General features: G+C 39.4%; 21 protein-coding genes and 1 tRNA gene. 7 read left to right on the top strand and 15 right to left on the bottom strand.

Translation table 11 applies throughout. The annotated features are described in order from the left end of the window. Window positions 1-3 precede the first annotated feature (3 nt). The 7 genes from AC27JL_RS02700 to AC27JL_RS02670 all read right to left on the bottom strand — a co-directional run bounded on the left by AC27JL_RS02700 (window position 4) and on the right by AC27JL_RS02670 (window position 5,788). The gene (locus AC27JL_RS02700; RefSeq protein ID WP_006792702.1) at window positions 4-747 is read right to left on the bottom strand and encodes a flagellar basal body rod protein FlgF; all 744 of its coding nucleotides are present in this window, start codon (window positions 745-747) and stop codon (window positions 4-6) included. A 156-nt stretch (window positions 748-903) separates the two neighbouring features. Then, window positions 904-2,265, bottom strand: coding sequence for a flagellar hook protein FlgE (gene flgE, locus AC27JL_RS02695; RefSeq protein WP_058403535.1), 1,362 nt, complete (start codon window positions 2,263-2,265; stop codon window positions 904-906). Window positions 2,266-2,324: 59 nt separating this feature from the next. Further along, entirely contained in the window at window positions 2,325-3,005 is a 681-nt protein-coding gene (locus tag AC27JL_RS02690) for a flagellar hook assembly protein FlgD (RefSeq protein WP_487194743.1), read from the bottom strand. Between the two features lie 13 nt (window positions 3,006-3,018). Beyond that, entirely contained in the window at window positions 3,019-3,450 is a 432-nt protein-coding gene (flgC, locus tag AC27JL_RS02685) for a flagellar basal body rod protein FlgC (protein WP_006792699.1), read from the bottom strand. Between the two features lie 5 nt (window positions 3,451-3,455). Further along, window positions 3,456-3,863 (bottom strand): flagellar basal body rod protein FlgB, encoded by a 408-nt coding sequence (flgB, locus tag AC27JL_RS02680; protein ID WP_006792698.1) that lies wholly within the window; start codon window positions 3,861-3,863, stop codon window positions 3,456-3,458. 141 nt (window positions 3,864-4,004) lie between these two features. Then, entirely contained in the window at window positions 4,005-4,835 is an 831-nt protein-coding gene (locus AC27JL_RS02675; RefSeq protein WP_277054180.1) for a CheR family methyltransferase, read from the bottom strand. Window positions 4,836-4,855: 20 nt separating this feature from the next. Further along, a complete protein-coding gene (locus AC27JL_RS02670) occupies window positions 4,856-5,788 on the bottom strand; it encodes a chemotaxis protein CheV (protein WP_487194742.1) in 933 nt (310 codons plus the stop codon). Window positions 5,789-5,930: 142 nt separating this feature from the next. Here AC27JL_RS02670 and flgA point away from each other — a divergent pair, with 142 nt between their 5' ends. From flgA to flgN, 3 genes are all read left to right on the top strand, one after another. Then, the gene (gene flgA, locus AC27JL_RS02665) at window positions 5,931-6,638 is read left to right on the top strand and encodes a flagellar basal body P-ring formation chaperone FlgA (RefSeq protein WP_487194741.1); all 708 of its coding nucleotides are present in this window, start codon (window positions 5,931-5,933) and stop codon (window positions 6,636-6,638) included. A gap of 75 nt (window positions 6,639-6,713) precedes the next feature. After that, window positions 6,714-7,034, top strand: a complete 321-nt coding sequence (gene flgM, locus AC27JL_RS02660; protein ID WP_487194740.1) for a flagellar biosynthesis anti-sigma factor FlgM — start codon at window positions 6,714-6,716, stop codon at window positions 7,032-7,034. Next, window positions 7,027-7,458, top strand: coding sequence for a flagellar protein FlgN (gene flgN, locus AC27JL_RS02655; RefSeq protein ID WP_006792693.1), 432 nt, complete (start codon window positions 7,027-7,029; stop codon window positions 7,456-7,458). The genes flgM and flgN overlap by 8 nt, the downstream gene beginning before the upstream one ends. Before the next feature lie 245 nt (window positions 7,459-7,703). Here the strand turns inward: flgN and AC27JL_RS02650 are convergent, their stop codons facing one another. Next, window positions 7,704-8,162 carry an LPP20 family lipoprotein gene (locus AC27JL_RS02650; protein ID WP_033019180.1) on the bottom strand — a complete coding sequence of 153 codons (459 nt, stop codon included), beginning with the start codon at window positions 8,160-8,162 and terminating at the stop codon, window positions 7,704-7,706. A 139-nt stretch (window positions 8,163-8,301) separates the two neighbouring features. Here AC27JL_RS02650 and AC27JL_RS02645 point away from each other — a divergent pair, with 139 nt between their 5' ends. Next, entirely contained in the window at window positions 8,302-9,495 is a 1,194-nt protein-coding gene (locus AC27JL_RS02645) for a flagellar assembly protein FlgT (RefSeq protein WP_487194739.1), read from the top strand. Here the strand turns inward: AC27JL_RS02645 and AC27JL_RS02640 are convergent. Next, on the bottom strand, window positions 9,492-10,391 hold the full coding sequence (locus AC27JL_RS02640) for a LysR substrate-binding domain-containing protein (RefSeq protein WP_243532932.1): 900 nt from the start codon (window positions 10,389-10,391) through the stop codon (window positions 9,492-9,494). The genes AC27JL_RS02645 and AC27JL_RS02640 overlap by 4 nt on opposite strands. Before the next feature lie 111 nt (window positions 10,392-10,502). Here AC27JL_RS02640 and AC27JL_RS02635 point away from each other — a divergent pair, with 111 nt between their 5' ends. The 3 genes from AC27JL_RS02635 (at window position 10,503) to AC27JL_RS02625 (ending at window position 13,810) form a co-directional block, all read left to right on the top strand. Further along, the gene (locus AC27JL_RS02635; RefSeq protein ID WP_006792689.1) at window positions 10,503-11,231 is read left to right on the top strand and encodes a glutathione peroxidase; all 729 of its coding nucleotides are present in this window, start codon (window positions 10,503-10,505) and stop codon (window positions 11,229-11,231) included. Window positions 11,232-11,283: 52 nt separating this feature from the next. Continuing rightward, entirely contained in the window at window positions 11,284-12,732 is a 1,449-nt protein-coding gene (locus AC27JL_RS02630; protein ID WP_305470923.1) for a dihydrolipoyl dehydrogenase, read from the top strand. Window positions 12,733-12,877: 145 nt separating this feature from the next. Next, window positions 12,878-13,810, top strand: a complete 933-nt coding sequence (locus tag AC27JL_RS02625; RefSeq protein ID WP_010555880.1) for a DHH family phosphoesterase — start codon at window positions 12,878-12,880, stop codon at window positions 13,808-13,810. Window positions 13,811-14,214: 404 nt separating this feature from the next. Here AC27JL_RS02625 and AC27JL_RS02620 read toward each other — a convergent pair whose 3' ends face one another. The 6 genes from AC27JL_RS02620 to AC27JL_RS02595 all read right to left on the bottom strand — a co-directional run bounded on the left by AC27JL_RS02620 (window position 14,215) and on the right by AC27JL_RS02595 (window position 18,812). Continuing rightward, complete coding sequence (locus tag AC27JL_RS02620) at window positions 14,215-15,786, bottom strand: SIR2 family protein (RefSeq protein ID WP_487194738.1); 1,572 nt, start codon at window positions 15,784-15,786, stop codon at window positions 14,215-14,217. A gap of 228 nt (window positions 15,787-16,014) precedes the next feature. Continuing rightward, window positions 16,015-16,089: transfer RNA gene (locus AC27JL_RS02615), tRNA-Arg, on the bottom strand. 75 nt (window positions 16,090-16,164) lie between these two features. Further along, on the bottom strand, window positions 16,165-16,857 hold the full coding sequence (locus AC27JL_RS02610; RefSeq protein WP_487194737.1) for a FlgO family outer membrane protein: 693 nt from the start codon (window positions 16,855-16,857) through the stop codon (window positions 16,165-16,167). Between the two features lie 7 nt (window positions 16,858-16,864). After that, window positions 16,865-17,557: a FlgO family outer membrane protein gene (locus tag AC27JL_RS02605; protein ID WP_006792683.1), complete on the bottom strand. Its 693-nt coding sequence runs from the start codon at window positions 17,555-17,557 to the stop codon at window positions 16,865-16,867. A gap of 13 nt (window positions 17,558-17,570) precedes the next feature. Next, a complete protein-coding gene (locus AC27JL_RS02600; protein WP_487194736.1) occupies window positions 17,571-18,164 on the bottom strand; it encodes a FlgO family outer membrane protein in 594 nt (197 codons plus the stop codon). A gap of 48 nt (window positions 18,165-18,212) precedes the next feature. After that, window positions 18,213-18,812: an SPOR domain-containing protein gene (locus tag AC27JL_RS02595; protein ID WP_487194735.1), complete on the bottom strand. Its 600-nt coding sequence runs from the start codon at window positions 18,810-18,812 to the stop codon at window positions 18,213-18,215. Between the last annotated feature and the right edge of the window lie 13 nt (window positions 18,813-18,825).

Below are 18,825 nucleotides of genomic sequence, written 5' to 3'. Positions count from 1 at the left end.
AAGTTAAACTATGCGCATCAGCTGATCTTGTGATCTATCCAGATCTTCAGCTGTTTTCATCAGTTTTACTTGTAACTCAAATTGACGTTGATGGCTGATCATATCGACCATTTCGTGAACTGGGTTCACATTAGACATTTCTAAGGTTCCGCTTAATACTTTGACATTGGCAGAGGTATCAACAACCTCTCCTGCCTTAGGCCTAAATAAACCATCATTCCCTTTTTCTAGTTGAAAGCTATTAGCTTCAACCACCTTTAAGCGGTCAACTTCTTCTAAAAACGTAGCAGGCGCCCCCTGCGGGCGAACTTGAATTGCACCGTCTTCACTAAATTCAATTTTTTCAATCGGTACTGGTAAAATGACAGGCCCGCCTTCGCCAATTACTTGACGACCATGGCTGGTCATTAACATACCTTCAGCGGTAATATTTAATGTACCCACCTTGGTGTAAGCTTCATTGCCTGAGGCATCTTGGACGCTTAACCATGCGTTATCACTCATTGCAATGTCGAGGTCTCTACCTGTTTCAACTATGCCACCAGAGGTCATATTAGAACCTGGGCGCTCTTGCATAGAAAACACACGTGATGGCAACCCTTCACCAAAAGCCTGCATAGAGCGAGCTTGTGCAAAGTCTGACTTAAATCCAGTAGTATTCGCATTCGCCAAATTATTGGCTTTAAGGGCCAACCCCTGTAGGCTTTGTTTAGCGCCTGAGGCCGCAATGTAGACCATTTTGTCCATAGCATCGACTCATATTAAAAATCTCTATACACAAGAAATGCAAAATAGATGCCACAATAGGAAATGATGTAAAATGGTTATAAAACAAACTAAATGAAGTGAAAATAAAAAGGGCCACTTTAAAAAGCAGCCCTTAAAATTATGTTAAGTATTAAATTAACGAATCTGTAAGATTGCCTGTTGTAGTGTTGAGTTAACCTCAAGCGCACGAGAGTTAGCCTGGAAGTTACGCTGGGCACTAATTAGGTCAACCAGCTCATTAGTTAAATTCACATTTGATTGCTCTAGTGCTGATGAATTTATTGAACCTAAAGTACCTGAACCAGGTTCACCCGCAATTGGCTCACCTGACGTTAAGCTTTTTTTCCACGAGGTATCACCAACTTGAGATAAGCCCTGTGAATTAGAAAAACGAACCATCGCTACCTGACCTAGGAAAGATGTGTCGCCATTACTGTATGAAGCTACTATTTTTCCGTCAGTACCAATATCAATACCCGCCAAACGGCCAACTGTTGCACCATCTTGGTCGAGTGCTTTAACTTCAAATCGACTTGCGTACTGGGTTGGCTGCTTATTTGTAGTTGCAGCCTCATCTCGCCAATTAAGCTCTACGCCCGTATCAGGAAATGACGCGCCGTTGGTCAGTAACGAAGATAAACCAGTCCCAGCACCCGCAGGTAAAACTAACTCATCGAAACTGCTTGGGTTTGCATTAGCAACCCCATTTGTTGTTTCAGGTAAACCGCTTGAGCTAAAACCTAGGGTAGTTAAAGGTGTATATGGCGCAGTAGTTTGCTCAGCGCCCGTTGCTGGATCAACAACTAAACCATCGAGCGTTGCATGTATATCCCACTCATTAGGGTTTGTCGTCGGATCATTTTTTACAAAAAAGTATTGTAAAACATGTGCCTCACCCAGTGAATCGTAAACAGTGGTTGAAGTTGATGAGTTATACGAAGCACTTTCTGTTGGATCAAATGGCAACGAAGGCGCATCCGCACGCGAATCTAAGTTAAATGAACTGTATACCGTTGCCGTTGCACGAGGTGACCCAGACGAATCAGGGATTTGAAGTGCCGACGAAGTACTCAAACTGACTGAGGTAGTATCTCCGGTAGCTTCATCAACAGGGAAACCTTGTAAAAAGTTACCTTTGGCATCTACGATAAAGTTATCTTTATCTAATTTAAAAGCCCCTGCTCTTGTAAAGGTAAAATCTTGCGCCCCCAGGTCTTGGCTCATTGCAAAGTAGCCTTCACCTGTAATGGCTAAATCCAATGAGTTATTAGTAAATTGCAGCGAACCTTGGTGAAATTGCTGGGCAACCATAGTAGTTTGAACACCGTCACCATTTTTAGTTCTACCTGAACTAAACACTGAAGAAGCATATACATCTGCAAACTCAGCGCGAGACTCTTTAAAGCCGGTTGTATTAACGTTCGCAATATTATTTGCGGTAACGTCTAAATCTTTTTGTGCGGCAGCTATGCCTGTTAATGCAATATTGAAGCTCATAATTGACCTCTAACCTATTAAATACAGCCTGCAAACAGGCGAAATATTATCAAACTCTATTACGCGATCTCTGCGACATCAGTCAGCCTAACCGCACCTTCTTTAGTGTTAATAATGATGCCATTGGCACCGTTTATATTTACACTTTCAATATTCTTGAACGTAGCAATGGGTAAGCTTGAAAACTCACCATTTGTACTGCCTTCAGCTACAATATTGTATTCACCCTCAGGCAACCGCTCACCGGCTTCGTTTTTACCATCCCAAGCAAAGCGTATTGCACCAGCAGACTGTGAACCTAAATCAATACTGCGAACTAATTGACCTGACTCATCAGTAATACGAAGCGTTAAGCTATCTACTGGGCTTTCTGCAACGACTGAACCTTTCGCTTCACCCGTTGCATTTAAATCTAAGGAATCCGACTCAAGTAATGCTTGCTTACCAACCAATGTTGATGCCTGCAAAGCAGAGTTAGATGTCATCGAAGCTGCTAGCGACTCAAAATTACTATTAAGATTTGAGATACCTTCAGCCATCGTGAAATTAGTCATTTGTGCAATCATTTGATCGTTATCAGCAGGCTTACTCGGATCCTGAAACGATAACTGCTGAGTTAACAACGAGAAGAAATCTTCTTGAGTTAACGCATCGCTTTGCTCTTCGGTTGTCGTTGGTGTTGTATTCTGCCAACGCAAAGAATCTAAATAGGATGAAGATGTACTAATATCGTTACTCATAACCTACCCTCGGTTAACGCTGACCTAGCAGCAGAGTTTTACTTAACATTTGCTTAGCTGCATCAGCAACTTGCACGTTTGTTTCATAAGAGCGAGAGGCAGAAATCATGTTCGCCATCTCCTCTACAACATTAACGTTGGGTTTGTAGATATAACCATTTTCATCCGCACTCGGGTGATTAGGGTTGTATTCAATCTGCAGTGGTGCACTGCTTTCAACAATGCCCAGCACCTTAACACCAACAGAAGAGCCCTGATTATTACTTACCGACTCAGAAGCTTTGGTAAGCTCTGCAGCAAATACAGGTTGTCGCGCTCGGTACGTTTTGTCTTGAGAAGAGCTAATTGTATTAGCATTCGAAATATTACTCGCAGTGGTATTTAAACGAACATTCTGTGCGCTCATACCAGAACCAGCAATATCAAAAACGTTATATAAACTCATAATTATTATCCTTGACTACCGAGGGCTTTATTCAGGCCTTTAAATTTGCCGCTTAAAAATTGTAAGCTGGCCTGATACTCCATAGCATTCTGTGTATACAAGTTCCGTTCCACCTGTACATCCACTGAGTTACCATCACCTGTATCTGTTTGATTTGGCGTACGAAATAATTCATCACCACCCACACTACGGGTACCACCACCAATGTGTTTTTCATTAGTAGTTACCATTGTATTGCCGCTTTGCTGGTGTGATTTTGCCGCTTTTAATGCTGAGGCAAAGTTAATATCTTTTGCTTTGTAGCCCGGCGTATCAGCATTAGCAATATTACTTGCTAGCACTTCTGCTCGTTGTGAACGGATCAACATAGTATGCTGATGCACACCTAAAGCTTTATCAAAACTGATAGCCATAACCATCTCCAAAAAATTGACTTAACTTGAATAAAGCAATAAATAAGCCACTTATAATTGAGTGATTATATTTTTTGTAATCGAATGATTTAAAATGAAAAACGACACATGATGTGTCGTTTTGAAGGAAAGAAAAAAGGTTTATTTCTTTTGGTAAATAATGCCAGGATTGCATCTAACCATATCAAATTCGTCACTCAACCCGGCCATTGACTCCGAAGCCCCTAAAAATAAATAACCTTTAGGATTAAGCGCTTGTGAAAATTGTTTAATAATTTTTGCTTTTACCTCTGGAGAGAAGTAAATAAGTACATTGCGGCAAAAAATAATATCGAATTTACCCATTAATGCATACGAATCTAGTAAATTTAAATGCCTAAAGCTCACTTGTCTTTTCAAAGTGTCGTTAACTTTTGCCATACCATTGCCGCTATCTGTAAAAAACTTTTTTCGACGTTCTGCAGACAACCCGCGCGCCAAAGCTAACGCGTCATACTCGCCATTTTTACACATGTCTAGCATAGTGTTAGAAATATCAGTACCAATGATCTGAGCACCCATTTTTAAAACGTTAGGTTGCTTAGATTGAAACTCAGCAACCGACATAGCAATAGAATAAGGCTCTTGACCAGACGAACTAGCTGCAGACCAAATTTTTACAGGCCGCCTCAAATCTTTAAACTCAGGAAACAATCTGTTTTGAAGTAGCTCAAAGGGGTATTGGTCTCTGAACCACAAAGTTTCGTTGGTGGTCATCGCATCAACAACAGCCGCTCGTAATTGCCTTTCATGTGGCCCTAGTGTTTTGCTAACAAGTTCAGATAACGACCCTACATCAAAACGAGCCATTAATGGCGCAAGCCTGCTTTTAACCAAGTATTGCTTATTTTCACCAAGAACAATACCACATTGCTGTTCTAAAAACGAACGGAACTGATCGTATTCATTTTGCTGCAAGTCTTTGTTATTCAAATTAGTAGCACCTGTTTTGATTATTCACAATGAACCCATTTTTTAACCGCAGTGGCTAATTCATCAGGGTTAAATTTGGCAATAAAATCGTCTGCCCCCACCTTTTCAATCATTGCTTGGTTAAATACACCACTGAGTGACGTATGCAAAATAACATGTAAAGGTGCAAGTTTAGGGTCTGCTTTTATTTCTGCCGTTAGTGTATAGCCATCCATTTCAGGCATTTCAACATCAGATATAAGCAGCGCCACACGTTCTGTAATATCGGTTTGGCAATCAAGCTCGGCAATTTCTTTGAGTCTTACGAGTGCTTCTTTACCATTTTTGGCAAGTTCCGTTTGCACACCAAGCGGCTCTAGCGCACGTTTTACCTGATTTCGCGCAACCGCACTGTCATCAGCTATAAATACAATTCGTTCACCTAAATCTTTTTGAATGTCACCACTTTCAGCAACTTCAGAACTTACTTCTGTGTTAACAGGGCAAATTTCATTTAATATTTTTTCAACATCTAAAATTTCTACTAGCTCGTTTTCTATTTCAGTAACGGCGGTCAAATATGAATAACGTCCGGCACCAGAAGGTGGTGGCATTATTTTTTCCCAGTTCATATTAACTATACGTTCAACACCACCGACCAAAAAACCTTGCACTGAGCGATTATATTCAGCAATTATGATAAAGCTGTCTTTGATGTTATCGATTGGACGTCCACCTACCGCCATAGATAAATCTATGACAGAAATAGTTTGTCCACGAATATGAGCTACACCACGAATATAAGAATTCGATTTTGGCATACTAGTAAGCGGAGGACATTGAAGGACTTCTCTTACCTTAAATACATTGATCCCAAAACGCTGGCGCCCTCTGAGTTTAAATAATAGTAATTCTAGGCGGTTCTGGCCAACCAACTGAGTACGCTGGTTTACTGAGTCTAAAATGCCTGCCATTAAAATCTCCTTTAGAAAACAAATAATACGGAACGATAATTGCTTCCTACATATACAAAGCTACACAACATCGTGGGAGCGTCTTAATTTTGACGCAAAATATTTATACCCTGTTTGAAACCATAAGCATAGTCGAAACATTATGAGTTTGTTAAAAAAAATCAAAAGATACAGTGTTTTTTATTTTGTTACTAGCCTAGGAATGGCATTCCCTGTATCTGCACAAGTATTTACTAAAGCCTCACTACAAGAAATGGCTGTAAAATACATTGCTGAGCAAATTGGCGAACACGATAGTGAGCAAATACACCTCAGTGCATTGCCATTAGACAGCCGTATACCTGATCGTGCTTGTTCAACGACACCTGATATTATTTCATCAAGTGAACCACCGTTTAACAGACAAATTACAATACAAATAAAATGCGACGATGCTCAAAGTTGGGCTCAATACGTACATATAAAGGTGCTAAAAATGGCACCAGTTGTTGTAACAACTGATAATATTGCGCGGGGTGAAGTAATAACCAGCGCTCACCTAACCATTGAGATGAAACCGACACACTTTGTGAGAGTGCAATATCAAGACGATCCTAAAGCACTTATTGGCAGTCGAAGTAAACGCAACATTCGCGAAGGTATGCCAATATTGCTCAATCAAATATGTATGGTATGCAAAGGTGATGCTATTAATATTTATGCAAGCACAAAAGGCTTACAGATAAAAACGACCGGTGTTGCGCTTGAAGATGGCACTCTGGGCGAACAAATACTTGTAGAGAACAAAAAAACAGGTAAAGTTTTAAATGCGCGTGTAGATGGTGTAGAGTCTGTACAGGTAAATATTTAATTAAAAATAATATTAAAGTTTACTAAAGATATGCCGATATACTGGTATTAGTTGGGTAAATTATGGATTTTTATTATGGTTAATCAAGTCAATTCAGGTAATCAACAACCAAGCGCTTTAGCTAATGCTAAACAACAAAAGGTTGATTTGCAAAGAGAGAATGCAAATACACAAGCGGCTCAATCGGCTACGCCTAAAGCTGCTAGCGATTCTGTAAGCTTAACACCACAAGCACAGCAATTAAAAACACTGCAAGAAAAAGCACAGCAATCTTCTGGTTTTGACAGTAATAAAGTTGCTGAGCTAAAAAAAGCAATCACTGAAGGTAAGTACCAAATAGACAGTGAAAAGCTTGCCAAAAATTTAGCTGACTTCGAGTTTGATGTCTATGGCTGATCATAATAGCTTAATTATTGTTAAGCTAAACGAGCAAGATAAGTGTTTAGATTCTCTCGCTGTTTTATTAAACGACGAGCTAACCGCTATTGCCTCAAGAAGAGGTGAAGGTTTAAAAGAAATTACCCAACAAAAAATGACTTTTTTAACCAAGCTAAATAGCCTAGATCAAGAGCTGAATAAGTTACTTGCTAAAAATGACGAGCAGTCTGAAGAGCTTCCCGAGCTTATAGCCCAAGTTCGCAGTAAGTTAGAGAAATGCCAAAAACAAAACGAAGTAAACGCACATGCAGCACATCAGGCGCAGCTTAGTGTAAAACAACTAAAAAACATTTTAATTGGTGCCCCATCGTCCACCACATATAATCAGTCTGGCGGTGAAGTTAACACCAACGGTCAGCTTGTCAGAAATTTAAAAGCATAAACTCAAAACGCTTCAGCCAAATTACCTACTTTTTATAATATTTAAACCTGCTAGTTACCGGTATCTCAAACTTGAAAACCCAAAAATTGAGCCAAGCTGCTTCAACCTTTTTGACTGAGGTTTTTGTACTCTGGTGAGACTGTTTAGTTGGCGCATTGTAATATTTAAACTGCTGTATACTTAAAACTCTAACTTGCCTAAATACTAAACGTACAGCTGTAAAATTTATTGCGAACGTCAATTTATCAGTAATACGTTACTTTTTTTACTTCACGTGGTTTTATTTCGCCAATATATAAATCATGCACGCGCTTCATATTGAGTTCAAGCTCAGTGACGTATGTGTCGTCTACTGCATACGTTTTTATAATTTGTGCACCTTTAATAACGCCCTGCACTTTGCTTTCTAAATAATCATCCTTAGCGACTGCGTTTTCAACGCTCATACCCGCAGTTACCTTTTGCCCATATACTTGCTCTGTAAGCTCTCTGTATGCTTCAAGTTTAGAGGCTTTAATAGCCATAAGCTGCTTTTGTGAAGCGCTTGCCCCTTTTTGTAAACTAATAGGTGCATAACCTACCGCTTTTAATACCGGGTAATTATTAGGCTCAACATATTTGTACTCAACATGCTTATCAAACACGCTGCTGCACCCACTCAAGGTTAAACACCCAAGTGTAATAACTAATGAAATTGCTCGCATAATTTTGTGCCCTAGTAAATTAATTACGGTGGTATATGCATGTTTAATGCCATTTATAACGTTATTTTTATTGATTAATAACATTGGTACAGTCCTTGCTGCCTCAAGATAAAGCTAACGTTTATTTGGAGCAAAAAGTATGAAATCGTTTTTATTAAAGGCATTTGCAGGATTAAGCGCAACTGCGTTATTTACGTTTTCGACTTTTTCAAATGCGCAGTGGTATGAATCTACAGGGCACGCAATTATTCAAAACGACGACATAAGCGCGGCCAAATCAGCAGCTATAAAAGATGCCATAACTCAAGCGTTGGTTTTTTCTGGGGCGCGTGTCAGCTCAGTACAAACCTTGGTAGACGGCGTATTAATGCAAGATCAGTTAAAAATTAGTAGCCACGGCGAAATTCAAAAAATTGAACTTGTAAGTGAAAATAAATACGACGATAAATTTGCGATTACCCTGCGTTTAGATATATTTGCGCAAACAGAGCAATGCCCGCAAAGCAGCTTTAACAAGTTTGTTGCCGTAACACAAAGTCAGCTAGCTCATCGAGAGCAAGCTAGAATGGGTCAAATATTTGACGTAAACAAAGCAATTAGCAAACGAATATTCACCACCTTACAAAAATCAAAAATGAGCGCCCTACCCGTTGCTTATTACAATATGCCTTTAAATGTAGATAATTACTTTTCGCAGCAGTACGACTACTCGAAAGTTCAGTTAGAAGAAATATCATCTCGCACCAACGCTCAGTACGTGTTACTAAGCCAAATTACCGACCTATCAACAAGCGATAAACTCAATAGCGATTATGCTTTTTGGCAAGACGATAGCTACCAACGCAACTACAAAATAGAGTTTAGCCTTTTTAATGGCACAACCTATGAGCAGCTTTGGAGCAATAGTTATCAGGGCCAAGGCACTTGGCCATTCGAAAAAACCGCCATCATTGATGTAAACAGTGATAGATTTTGGCAATCACCCTACGGTCAAAGTATACAAGATATAAATCAAACCCTAAGTTATGACTTACAAGCTGTATTAGCCTGCTTTCCAACGCAAGGTAAAATAATGCATATGGAAAACAGCAAAATAGTAATTAATTTAGGTAAAGCACATGGCCTAAAAAAAGGGCAAATGCTGAGCATTGCACACCATAACTACCTAACTGATGCAGCAGGTAATGTAATGCCTCACACCACTACAACACTCAACAAAATACGTGTAGAGCAGTTATATCAACAAACTGCGGTTGCAGTAAGCATTAACGACCAGCCCCTACCCGGCGTACAAATCAACGATGTAGTTGAAGTAATAAGCCAAGATCTTTAAAGCGCTTTAGCAAGCTGTGTTTTTAAATTAGGGTGAGCCGACAACCACTCACCCAACTGCTCAACCCCTGCCAAATGCGGATAATGCTTTCTGCATGCAAACACGACATTACGCTGCTGATTGGGAAATATAGGCATATAATCAATACCCGTGCGCTGTGTGCAAGCTAACTTTGGCACAAAAGTAACGCCATCATCCATTGCCACCAGCGCAAGTAACGTTTCTAAACTATTGCCTTTATATTGATTAGACACATCAACCCCTGCCGAAAAACAAAACTTTTGGGCTTGATCTTTAAAGCAATGGCCATCACTTAACATTAATAGGCTGCAACCTTGAAGATCGCTAAGCGCGACTTTTTTATGCTTAGCCAGCGCGTTATCTTTTGAAACAGCGACTAAAAAGTCTTCTTTATAAAGTGGAATAGTGTGGTAATGATTAAGCTCAGCTACATCGGCCAAAATTGCAAAATCAAGCTCACCATTGTTAAGCGCATCTAATATGGTGGCTGTTTGCATTTCAATAAACGCAAATTGGCTATCTACAAATGCTTCTTTCATTGAGGTTAACAAAGTTGGCAATAAATACGGCGCAATAGTTGGAATAATACCAATTGTTATCTTACCTTGTAATGGTTCATTAGAGGTAGAAGCCAGCTCTTTGAGTATTTGAGTTTGCTCTAAAATAACCTCTATTTGCGCTAATAAACGTACACCTTTAGCAGTTAGAGTTACTTGTTTGGTTGAGCGGTCAAATAAAGTAACACCTAATGTTTGTTCAAGTTTTTTAACCTGCCCACTCAGTGTAGGTTGGCTAACAAAGCACGCATCGGCTGCTTTACGAAAATGTTTATGTTGTGCTATGGCTTTAACGTATTCAAAGTCTTTTAAGTTCATGTTCAGCTCCACCCTGATAGCTTTTGACTATCATTTTAATACAAACAAACGATTAGAACTATATTTAAATTTTCGCCATAATGGCTTTAACAAATCAAGAGGAACTAAACCATGTTAAAGAATATTGAAGGTCAAACAATCCCAAACGTTACATTTGCAACACGTCAAAACGACGAATGGAAATCGGTAACAACAGACGAGATTTTTAAAGGCAGAACCGTTGCTGTGTTTTCACTACCGGGTGCATTCACCCCAACATGTTCATCTACTCACCTTCCTCGCTACAACGAGCTAGCTGGTGTGTTTAAGCAAAATGGCGTAGATGAAATTGTATGTTTGTCAGTTAACGATACATTTGTAATGAATGCATGGGCTGAACACCAAGAAGCGCAAAACATTACTTTACTACCAGACGGCAACGGCGAGTTTACAGACGGCATGGGCATGTTAGTAGACAAAAACGATTTAGGCTTTGGTAAGCGCAGCTGGAGATACTCTATGCTAGTAAAAGATGGCGTAATTGAAAAAATGTTCATCGAACCAGACCTACCAGGCGACCCGTTTGAAGTGTCTGATGCAGACACAATGCTTGATTACATCAACCCTAAACAAGCTAAACCTGAGCCAGTAAGCGTTTTCACTAAGCCCGGTTGTCCATTCTGTAAAAAAGCAAAAGAACTACTTACAGAAAAAGGCTTTGCCTATGAGGAAATTGTTATGGGTGCAGGTGCATCATTAACAAGCCTAAAAGCAATCTCTGGCCGCGACACCGTTCCACAAGTATTTATTGGTGGTAATCACATTGGTGGTTCAGACGACCTAGAAAAATACTTTGCCTAATAAGTAAATTTAAATGGGGGCCAAGTGCCCCTATTTATTGAAGGAAAATACAATGAAACAATTGCAAACCGACGTAGTAGTTATAGGCGCAGGTACAGCAGGCTTAAGTGCATACCGAAACGCTAAACAGTTTACCCCAAACGTACTTATGATCGAATCAGGTCCTTATGGTACAACCTGCGCACGCGTAGGGTGTATGCCAAGCAAATTATTAATAGCTGCTGCAGAAGCTGCGCACGCTATAGAAATGGCACCTGCATTTGGTGTGCATAGCTCAAAGCCGGTAATAGACGGCAAAGCAGTTATGGCACGCGTTAAAAGTGAACGCGATCGTTTTGCTGGTTTTGTAGTAGAAGCCGTTGATGAACTACCAGACGAAGACAAAATTAAAGGTTACGCTAAATTTTTAGATGCAAACCGCGTACAAATAGATGACCACACCATTATTACAGCCAAGCGTTTTGTTATAGCCACAGGCTCTCGCCCTTCTTACCCTGGCGTATTTAATAATTTTGGTGACAAATTAATCATTAACGACGACGTATTTGAGTGGGACGACCTACCAGAATCTGTTGCCGTATTTGGCCCGGGCGTAATTGGCCTTGAAATAGGTCAAGCACTTAGCCGTTTAGGTGTTAATGTAAAATTATTTGGTGTAGGTGGTGCAATTGGTCCACTCACAGACCCCGTAGTAAAAGACTATGCAAATACAGTTTTTGCAAAAGAGTTTTTTGTTGATACCGACTCAAACGTATCAGACATGATGCAAATAGGCGACAAAGCGCAGCTTACTTACACCGACAAACAAGGTGAAAAACACACCGAACAGTTTGACTATGTACTAGCCGCAACAGGCCGAGTTCCTAATGTAGACAAGCTAGGCCTCGAAAACACAGGTATAGAACTTGACGAACGCGGCGTACCGCATGCCGATCCACACACAATGCAATGTGGCGAATCAAACATATTTATAGCCGGCGATGCAAGCAATATGATCCCGCTACTTCATGAAGCGTCTGATCAGGGAACCATCGCAGGGCAAAATGCAGGGCGTTTCCCAGATGTACGTATTGGCCTGCGCAGAGCTAAAATTGCCGCTGTATTCAGCGACCCACAAATTGCCATGGTAGGCGAAAGCTTTACCCAAATAACAGACCGTTTAGGCTCATGTGGCTGTTTTGAAGTGGGCGAAGTCAGCTTTGAAAACCAAGGCAGAAGCCGCGTAATGCTTAAAAATAAGGGCCATATGCGTGTATACGCAGAGCAAGGCACCGGCTTATTTTTAGGCGCCGAATTTATTGGCCCACAAGCCGAGCACATAGCGCATCTGCTTGCATGGGCAGTACAAAATAAAATGACCGTACCACAAATGCTTAATATGCCATATTACCACCCGGTTATTGAAGAAGGCTTACGCACCGCACTGCGCGACTTAAACGCCAAGCTTAAGTTTGGCCCAGATATCATTAACCACTGTATGGAATGTGGCCCAGGCGCATAACTTACAAAAAATAAACACTTGCTATCAAAAAGCCAAAACGTCTGTTTTGGCTTTTTTATTTATATAATTTTTAAGCACTGGTATCTCAAAAAATAGTTTAGCTGTTACACTGAATACGTAATTTAATTAAAAAGATGGAATAGCTATGCCCAATAATAAATTTAGACTAGTCACTCGTAGCGATTTTGATGGCCTTGTATGTGCTGTACTACTAAAAGATTTAGATCTAATTGATGACATTTTGTTTGTACACCCAAAAGACATGCAAGATGGAAAAATAGACATCACCGCTAACGATATTACCACTAACCTTCCCTACGTAGCGGGTTGTCACATAGCATTTGACCACCACTTAAGTGAAACCGTTCGAAACGCAAGCGACATTAAAAATCACATAATTGACCCTAAAGCGCCTTCAGCTGCGCGAGTCGTTTACGACTACTACGGCGGCGCCGAAAAATTTCCTAATATTTCAGTAGATATGATGGACGCTGTAGATAAAGGCGACGCAGCTCAGTTTTCTAAAGATGAAATACTCAATCCAACCGACTGGGTGTTAATGAACTTTATAATGGATGCCCGCACAGGCCTAGGCCGCTTTCGCGAATTCAAAATTTCAAACTACCAGTTAATGATGAAGCTCATTGATGCATGTAAAGATCAAAGCATCGACGACATTTTGCAAATGGAAGATGTTGCAGAGCGAGTTGCGCTTTATAATGAGCACAACGAAAAAGCAAAAGCACAAATAACACAGTGTGCAACAGTGCATAAAAACCTAGTGGTATTAGATCTAACTCAAGAAGAAACCATTTACGCCACCAACCGCTTTGTAATTTACGCCATGTACCCCGACTGCAATATTTCAATTCATAAAATGTGGGGGCTTAAAAAGCAAAACGTAGTATATGCAATTGGTAAGTCAATTACTAACCGCAGCTCAAACACAAACGTAGGTGAGTTATGCCTTAAATACGGCGGCGGCGGCCACTTAAATGCAGGCACCTGCCAAGTAGAGACCAGCCAAGCCGACACAGTACTCACTGAGCTGATCGATAAAATCACTAATGATGGTTAATTACTAACGATTAAATATCAAAATAAACAGGCGAGTAAATTTTCATTTACTCGCTTTTTTATGTGTAGTTATAAATTTTTAGCTATAAGAAACTGTTTTGCTAACGCTTCAACTCAATAGTTATTAATATCTTAGGTTTTTAAGGGCAGGTTTGAGAGAAACTGTCAGTCAAAATTTATGATGTCTGAAGTCAAGATTTGACCCTCGGCTCTCAAGTTTTTTTGGCGGCACAAAAAATTAGGCAGGTTATTGAGCAATATACATAAAATTTACAAAAAGTTGCTTAAGCGAACAAAAGCAGCTGGCTTTTATACAAGCTTACTTCATAGCTCATTTTGTGCCACAACCCATTTCCCCATATTTAAAGTTAAGCGTATAAATGACAATAAAAGTGAGGCCAAACTTTAAAACTTATATCTCTTTGAGTATTTTAACTGGTCATAAACACAAACTAGTTTTACAAAGTTACTTTTATTATTTGAATTGAGGTCGGAATCTACGAGTACTTTCAGTATATTCTGAAACTCTATAAGATCCATCTTTTCAGGTGGTACAAATACAGCCATTCTGAGAAATAGGTTAGTATCAACCGACTTATATAATTCAGAAATACCCTCAATCACCTCATCAATTTTCTTTGAGCGTTCACGTTCACTCTCAGAGCCATAACGGTCTATGCTGTAGCCAACCCTAGTTTTTAGTTTTGCACATAAGCCCTCACAATTAAAAGTACCATCTTCGCCTATTCTTCCCGACTGGTTTAAATATTTAAATATTGGCATATTAATTTGAGAACTCTTTAAAAGATTAGGGAAAACTGTTTCCAAAATTGTATTAGAGTCATAGTCACCATTATCAAAGATTATATCTCTTATAATATCTTCTCGGTTCAGACCAATCATTCCTCGAGCCGCAAATTCTGCGGATTTCTTAACCTGATTGATAGCACCATATCCGACAACAAACTCTGGAGTACCTTCATTATTGTCTAAGTCATTTGCTTCTTTTACATATAGTTGTCCTTTGGGATCGTTGGTGATGACTAGATCGTATAACTCATCTTTAATTCGTCTAAAAATATGTGCTGGTATACGCCTTTTAACTTCAGATAAAACCTCAAAAATTGGCTTATAGCACTCTGCTCTGATTAATTTCACTGGTAATGTTTTTAATATTATTGACTCAGTTATTACTGGCTCTTCAATGCCCGGTGAAAACTCGACGAAAATAATATTTTCTCTTAATGTCCCCATTTTATCAGCTGGAAAACACTTAACTATCTCTTCCAGTATTTCTAAAATATGAGGATCTGTTAATGAATAACCTAGAAAAATAATTGGATGCTCTATGAATATAGTAAGTAATTTTGAAGATAAATAAGGATTTTTTTGTCTAAACTTTCCGTAGTCTTCAGCAGTTAAAACCAAACTATTTGGCTCTTGAGAGCAACCATGAATTTTATATATTTCAGCAACGCCATGGTTACGACTAGAAAACAATCCATCTTGACCAATAAAGACTGAAAAATCTTTAAAAGTTTCTTCTAGTAAATGATCCCAGTTAGTAGTTATAACACCATCAATTTTGCTAGATGCTAGAAGCTGAACTTCCTCTCGGTACTCATCTAGAATATTTTCATGAATAGAGCTTAAGTAATCAGCTATCTCGACTTTTAAAGGAGAATCTCTTTTAGTTAAGGAATCAGAGTAAACCTGTTCTTTATCCCCTTTAATTTCACTATCCCACCACTTTTGGGCATATGTCTCAGCGAGTAGACTAGCAGTCTTCATTAAGTCTCCATCTGCTTGAGAGTTAATTCGCGTGTAACTTACATCAATCAAATCAGCAAACTTCCTAAGAAGAAATTCCCAATCTTCAGCCCCTAAGTACCTTCTCGACATTCCCGAACCCACAAACAGGAAAGGGGAAGCCGAAAAGTTCTTGAAGTGATCGCTCAGGTTCTTTTTAAAAGTCATGGGTCTTCCTTGTTGTTCTTATTTAAAGCCGGATTGGATTCTGTACCCTAAGATTATATAAGTCACTGTTAGGATGATACAAATTAAAAACTAATAGAGTCTTCTCCAGCGATCAAATCGAATATCTAAAATTCTGAGAATATAATTATAGAAAGGAAAATTACGCTACAAATATGCTACATAGGATTAAAAACAAACAAACTTTAAACTATAACCTATTGATTTTATTGGTAGCCCCTACAGGAATCGAACCTGTAACTGCCCCTTAGGAGGGGGCCGTTATATCCATTTAACTAAGAGGCCACAGCGATGTGCTAGAGCTAAATTATAACGGCATCTGGTTTTTTATATCAAGTTTTAAATCAAGTGGAATTTGAGTTAATTACTTGATAAATATATATCTTCTTTGCTTAGTACGTATTGCGGTATAAACTCTCGGCTGCTGGCCACTATTTGCTTGGTGTTGACATTTATAATGCGTGTATTAATTACAATACCGTTTTGCCTGTAGATTAAGGTGCCCGCTAGTATGTGACTTGCCATGTGATCTTCACTCAGCTTTTTGATATTTCGTGAAAACACAAAATCACCGCGTCTGTTTACGTCTATTGTGCTGGTGGTTTTAAAATCAACCACACTGTAACCAAACTTTTGTAATTGATGGATTAATGTTTCGGATATTTGGTTACCTAACTGGTTACTTTTATTGAGTGACGAGTCAAAGTTTACCAATGTACTAACAGCAATATTAACCTGTGTATCGGCTTCTGTGTCGTACTCTAGCGTGTCAACTAAGTCTAAAGCCATTTGTTCTACGTAATTAACGAGCGTTTTATGATGCTTTACTGGCTTAAAGGGTTTTGACGCATCGTAATCATTGTTTGGTTGCACAGTTTGGTTGTGTGTTTGAGTATCGTAACTGCCATTTAATACATAGCTGGTACTTGCTTTCGTTGTTGTGTGCGAATTTGAATCATGCTCATGGTGATGCATTAGCGAGCAACCAGATAGAGCAACGACTAACCCAGCTAGTGATAATGTCCGTAAATTGGTGTTTAGTGTAAAGCGCATACTCACCTCACTCACTCGCTTGTTTTAGCATAATACCATCGGTACGGTAATTACCATTTAACGCATCAATAACTGATTGCGGTAAAAACCCTTGCGCCGAACCAACAACCGCTTTACTTGTTAAGCCAACAATTCGTGCATTGACTAAAACTCCGCCTTGGTGACTTACTAGCGTGCCTGCCAGTACGTATTGAAAGTTTTGCTCTGGGTCTAATTCAAGATAGTCTCGGCTAAAAACAAAGTCGCCGGTTTGTGTTACACGCACATAATCGGTGGTTTTAAAATCAATGACCGGTACACCAAAATTGTGAAGCTCATGCATAAAGCTTTCAGCAATTTGATTTCCTAATAAGCTACCATTACTGTAATCGTCGTCTAAAAATACAAAACTTGATACCGCTAGTGGTGTTTTATCATTTACGTATTGTAAGTTTTCGACCATGTCTTGCATTATTCCGCGCACATAGTGGTTTATATTTTTATGCATTGGCGGCGTCGATTTTGTGTAGTTAGTTTGCTGAGCTAATCCCGACTGAAACATGTTATCGTGATTAACTGGAGCGCTCACTTTGCGTTGGCTTGTTGCAAGTTGCGCTCCTTGGTTACTTTGCTCAACAGCTGGGTCGGCGCTAGGGGTGTTCATAATTTGTGAACAACCAAAACCTAGTGGCAAACATAGCGTGATTAATAAGTTTCTCATTGTGTACTCCTCGTTAATATTCACTGCGATAGAGTGAGCCATCGCGCTGCTGAACTTTTTCATTTCCCCACATTACATTGATTGGGATCTCGGTACTGCCAGCAGATAAAACTTGCTTATTGCTAATGTTTACCATGCGCGCATTTACAATGTATGCATGCTGTTGACGTGTCACGGTGCCAGTGATTATAAGGTCAATATTTTGGCGCTCTCGTAACTGTTCTAAATTACGGGTCAGCGCGCTGTCGGCATTATGAGATAAGTGTAGGTTATTTGCTAAGCGATATTCGACCGTGTGATAACCCATTTGCGTCATTTTGGTTAATATACTTTCTTGTATTTGTTGGCTTAAGCCCGACGCTTGCTGCGTCATTAGCTTAGTGTCGAGCGCATCTGCAAAGTAAAAACTACTCACACCTATGCGAGTATTGTTGCTTAATGGACCTTTTAAATGACTTAATTGCACAGTTAAGTTGTGTACATAGTCACTTACTGTATAAGGTGCCATCGCTGCTTTTGGGGCATATGTGCTTATACTTGGCTCGGGTTCAGGAATTAAACTGCACGCGGCCAAGTTAATTAATAATAAGGGTAGTAAAAGGCGCATAGTTGCCATCCTCTTGTGATCATACAAGAGACTAAGCAATTATTATGCCTAGAGGATAGGTTCTGGTTTTTCCTGCGTATAATAGGTGACAAAACAATTAATTTTTTGCTGTTTTAAAGCTTCGCAAGCGGTTGTTGCTTGTTTATTTGTTTTATATGCGCCTAACTTTAAACGATAAAACGTATTGGTTTTTATTACTTTAGTTTCAACATTAACAGCTAAATTAGTATCAAAAAACGTCGGTATTTTACGTTTTAAATTAGCCAGTGCCTTGTTTAATTTAATTTTACTGTTAAATGCTGCTACTTGAATAGCGAAAAATGCCTGGTCGCTTTTTAAAATACTTTCTGTTGGAGTGGTTGTTTGAGCGTTGTTTGTTCCAGCCGTATTGGTTTCGTCAATGGCTTTTAAACGAGTAGTCAGCTTTGATAGCTGCCCTTCTAGCTCAAGCAGATCGTTAACTTTAGGCTCAACTGTTTTCCACTCATTTGCAGACTGTTTGAGCGCTTTTAAATCCTCGCTTGAAATAAGGACAGTGTTTGGTGTTGTTGAACTCGGTGGCGCTTTTTTATATGAAGTACACCCTGTTATAACGAGCAAAACCCCAATACAAAATAAAGTGTTTATAAATTCCTTTTTAATAACCATACTTTTTACCTAC

The sequence above is a fragment of the Pseudoalteromonas sp. 4NS20-0020 genome (assembly GCF_057554385.1).
This window is presented reverse-complemented; position numbering and strand designations above follow the sequence as displayed.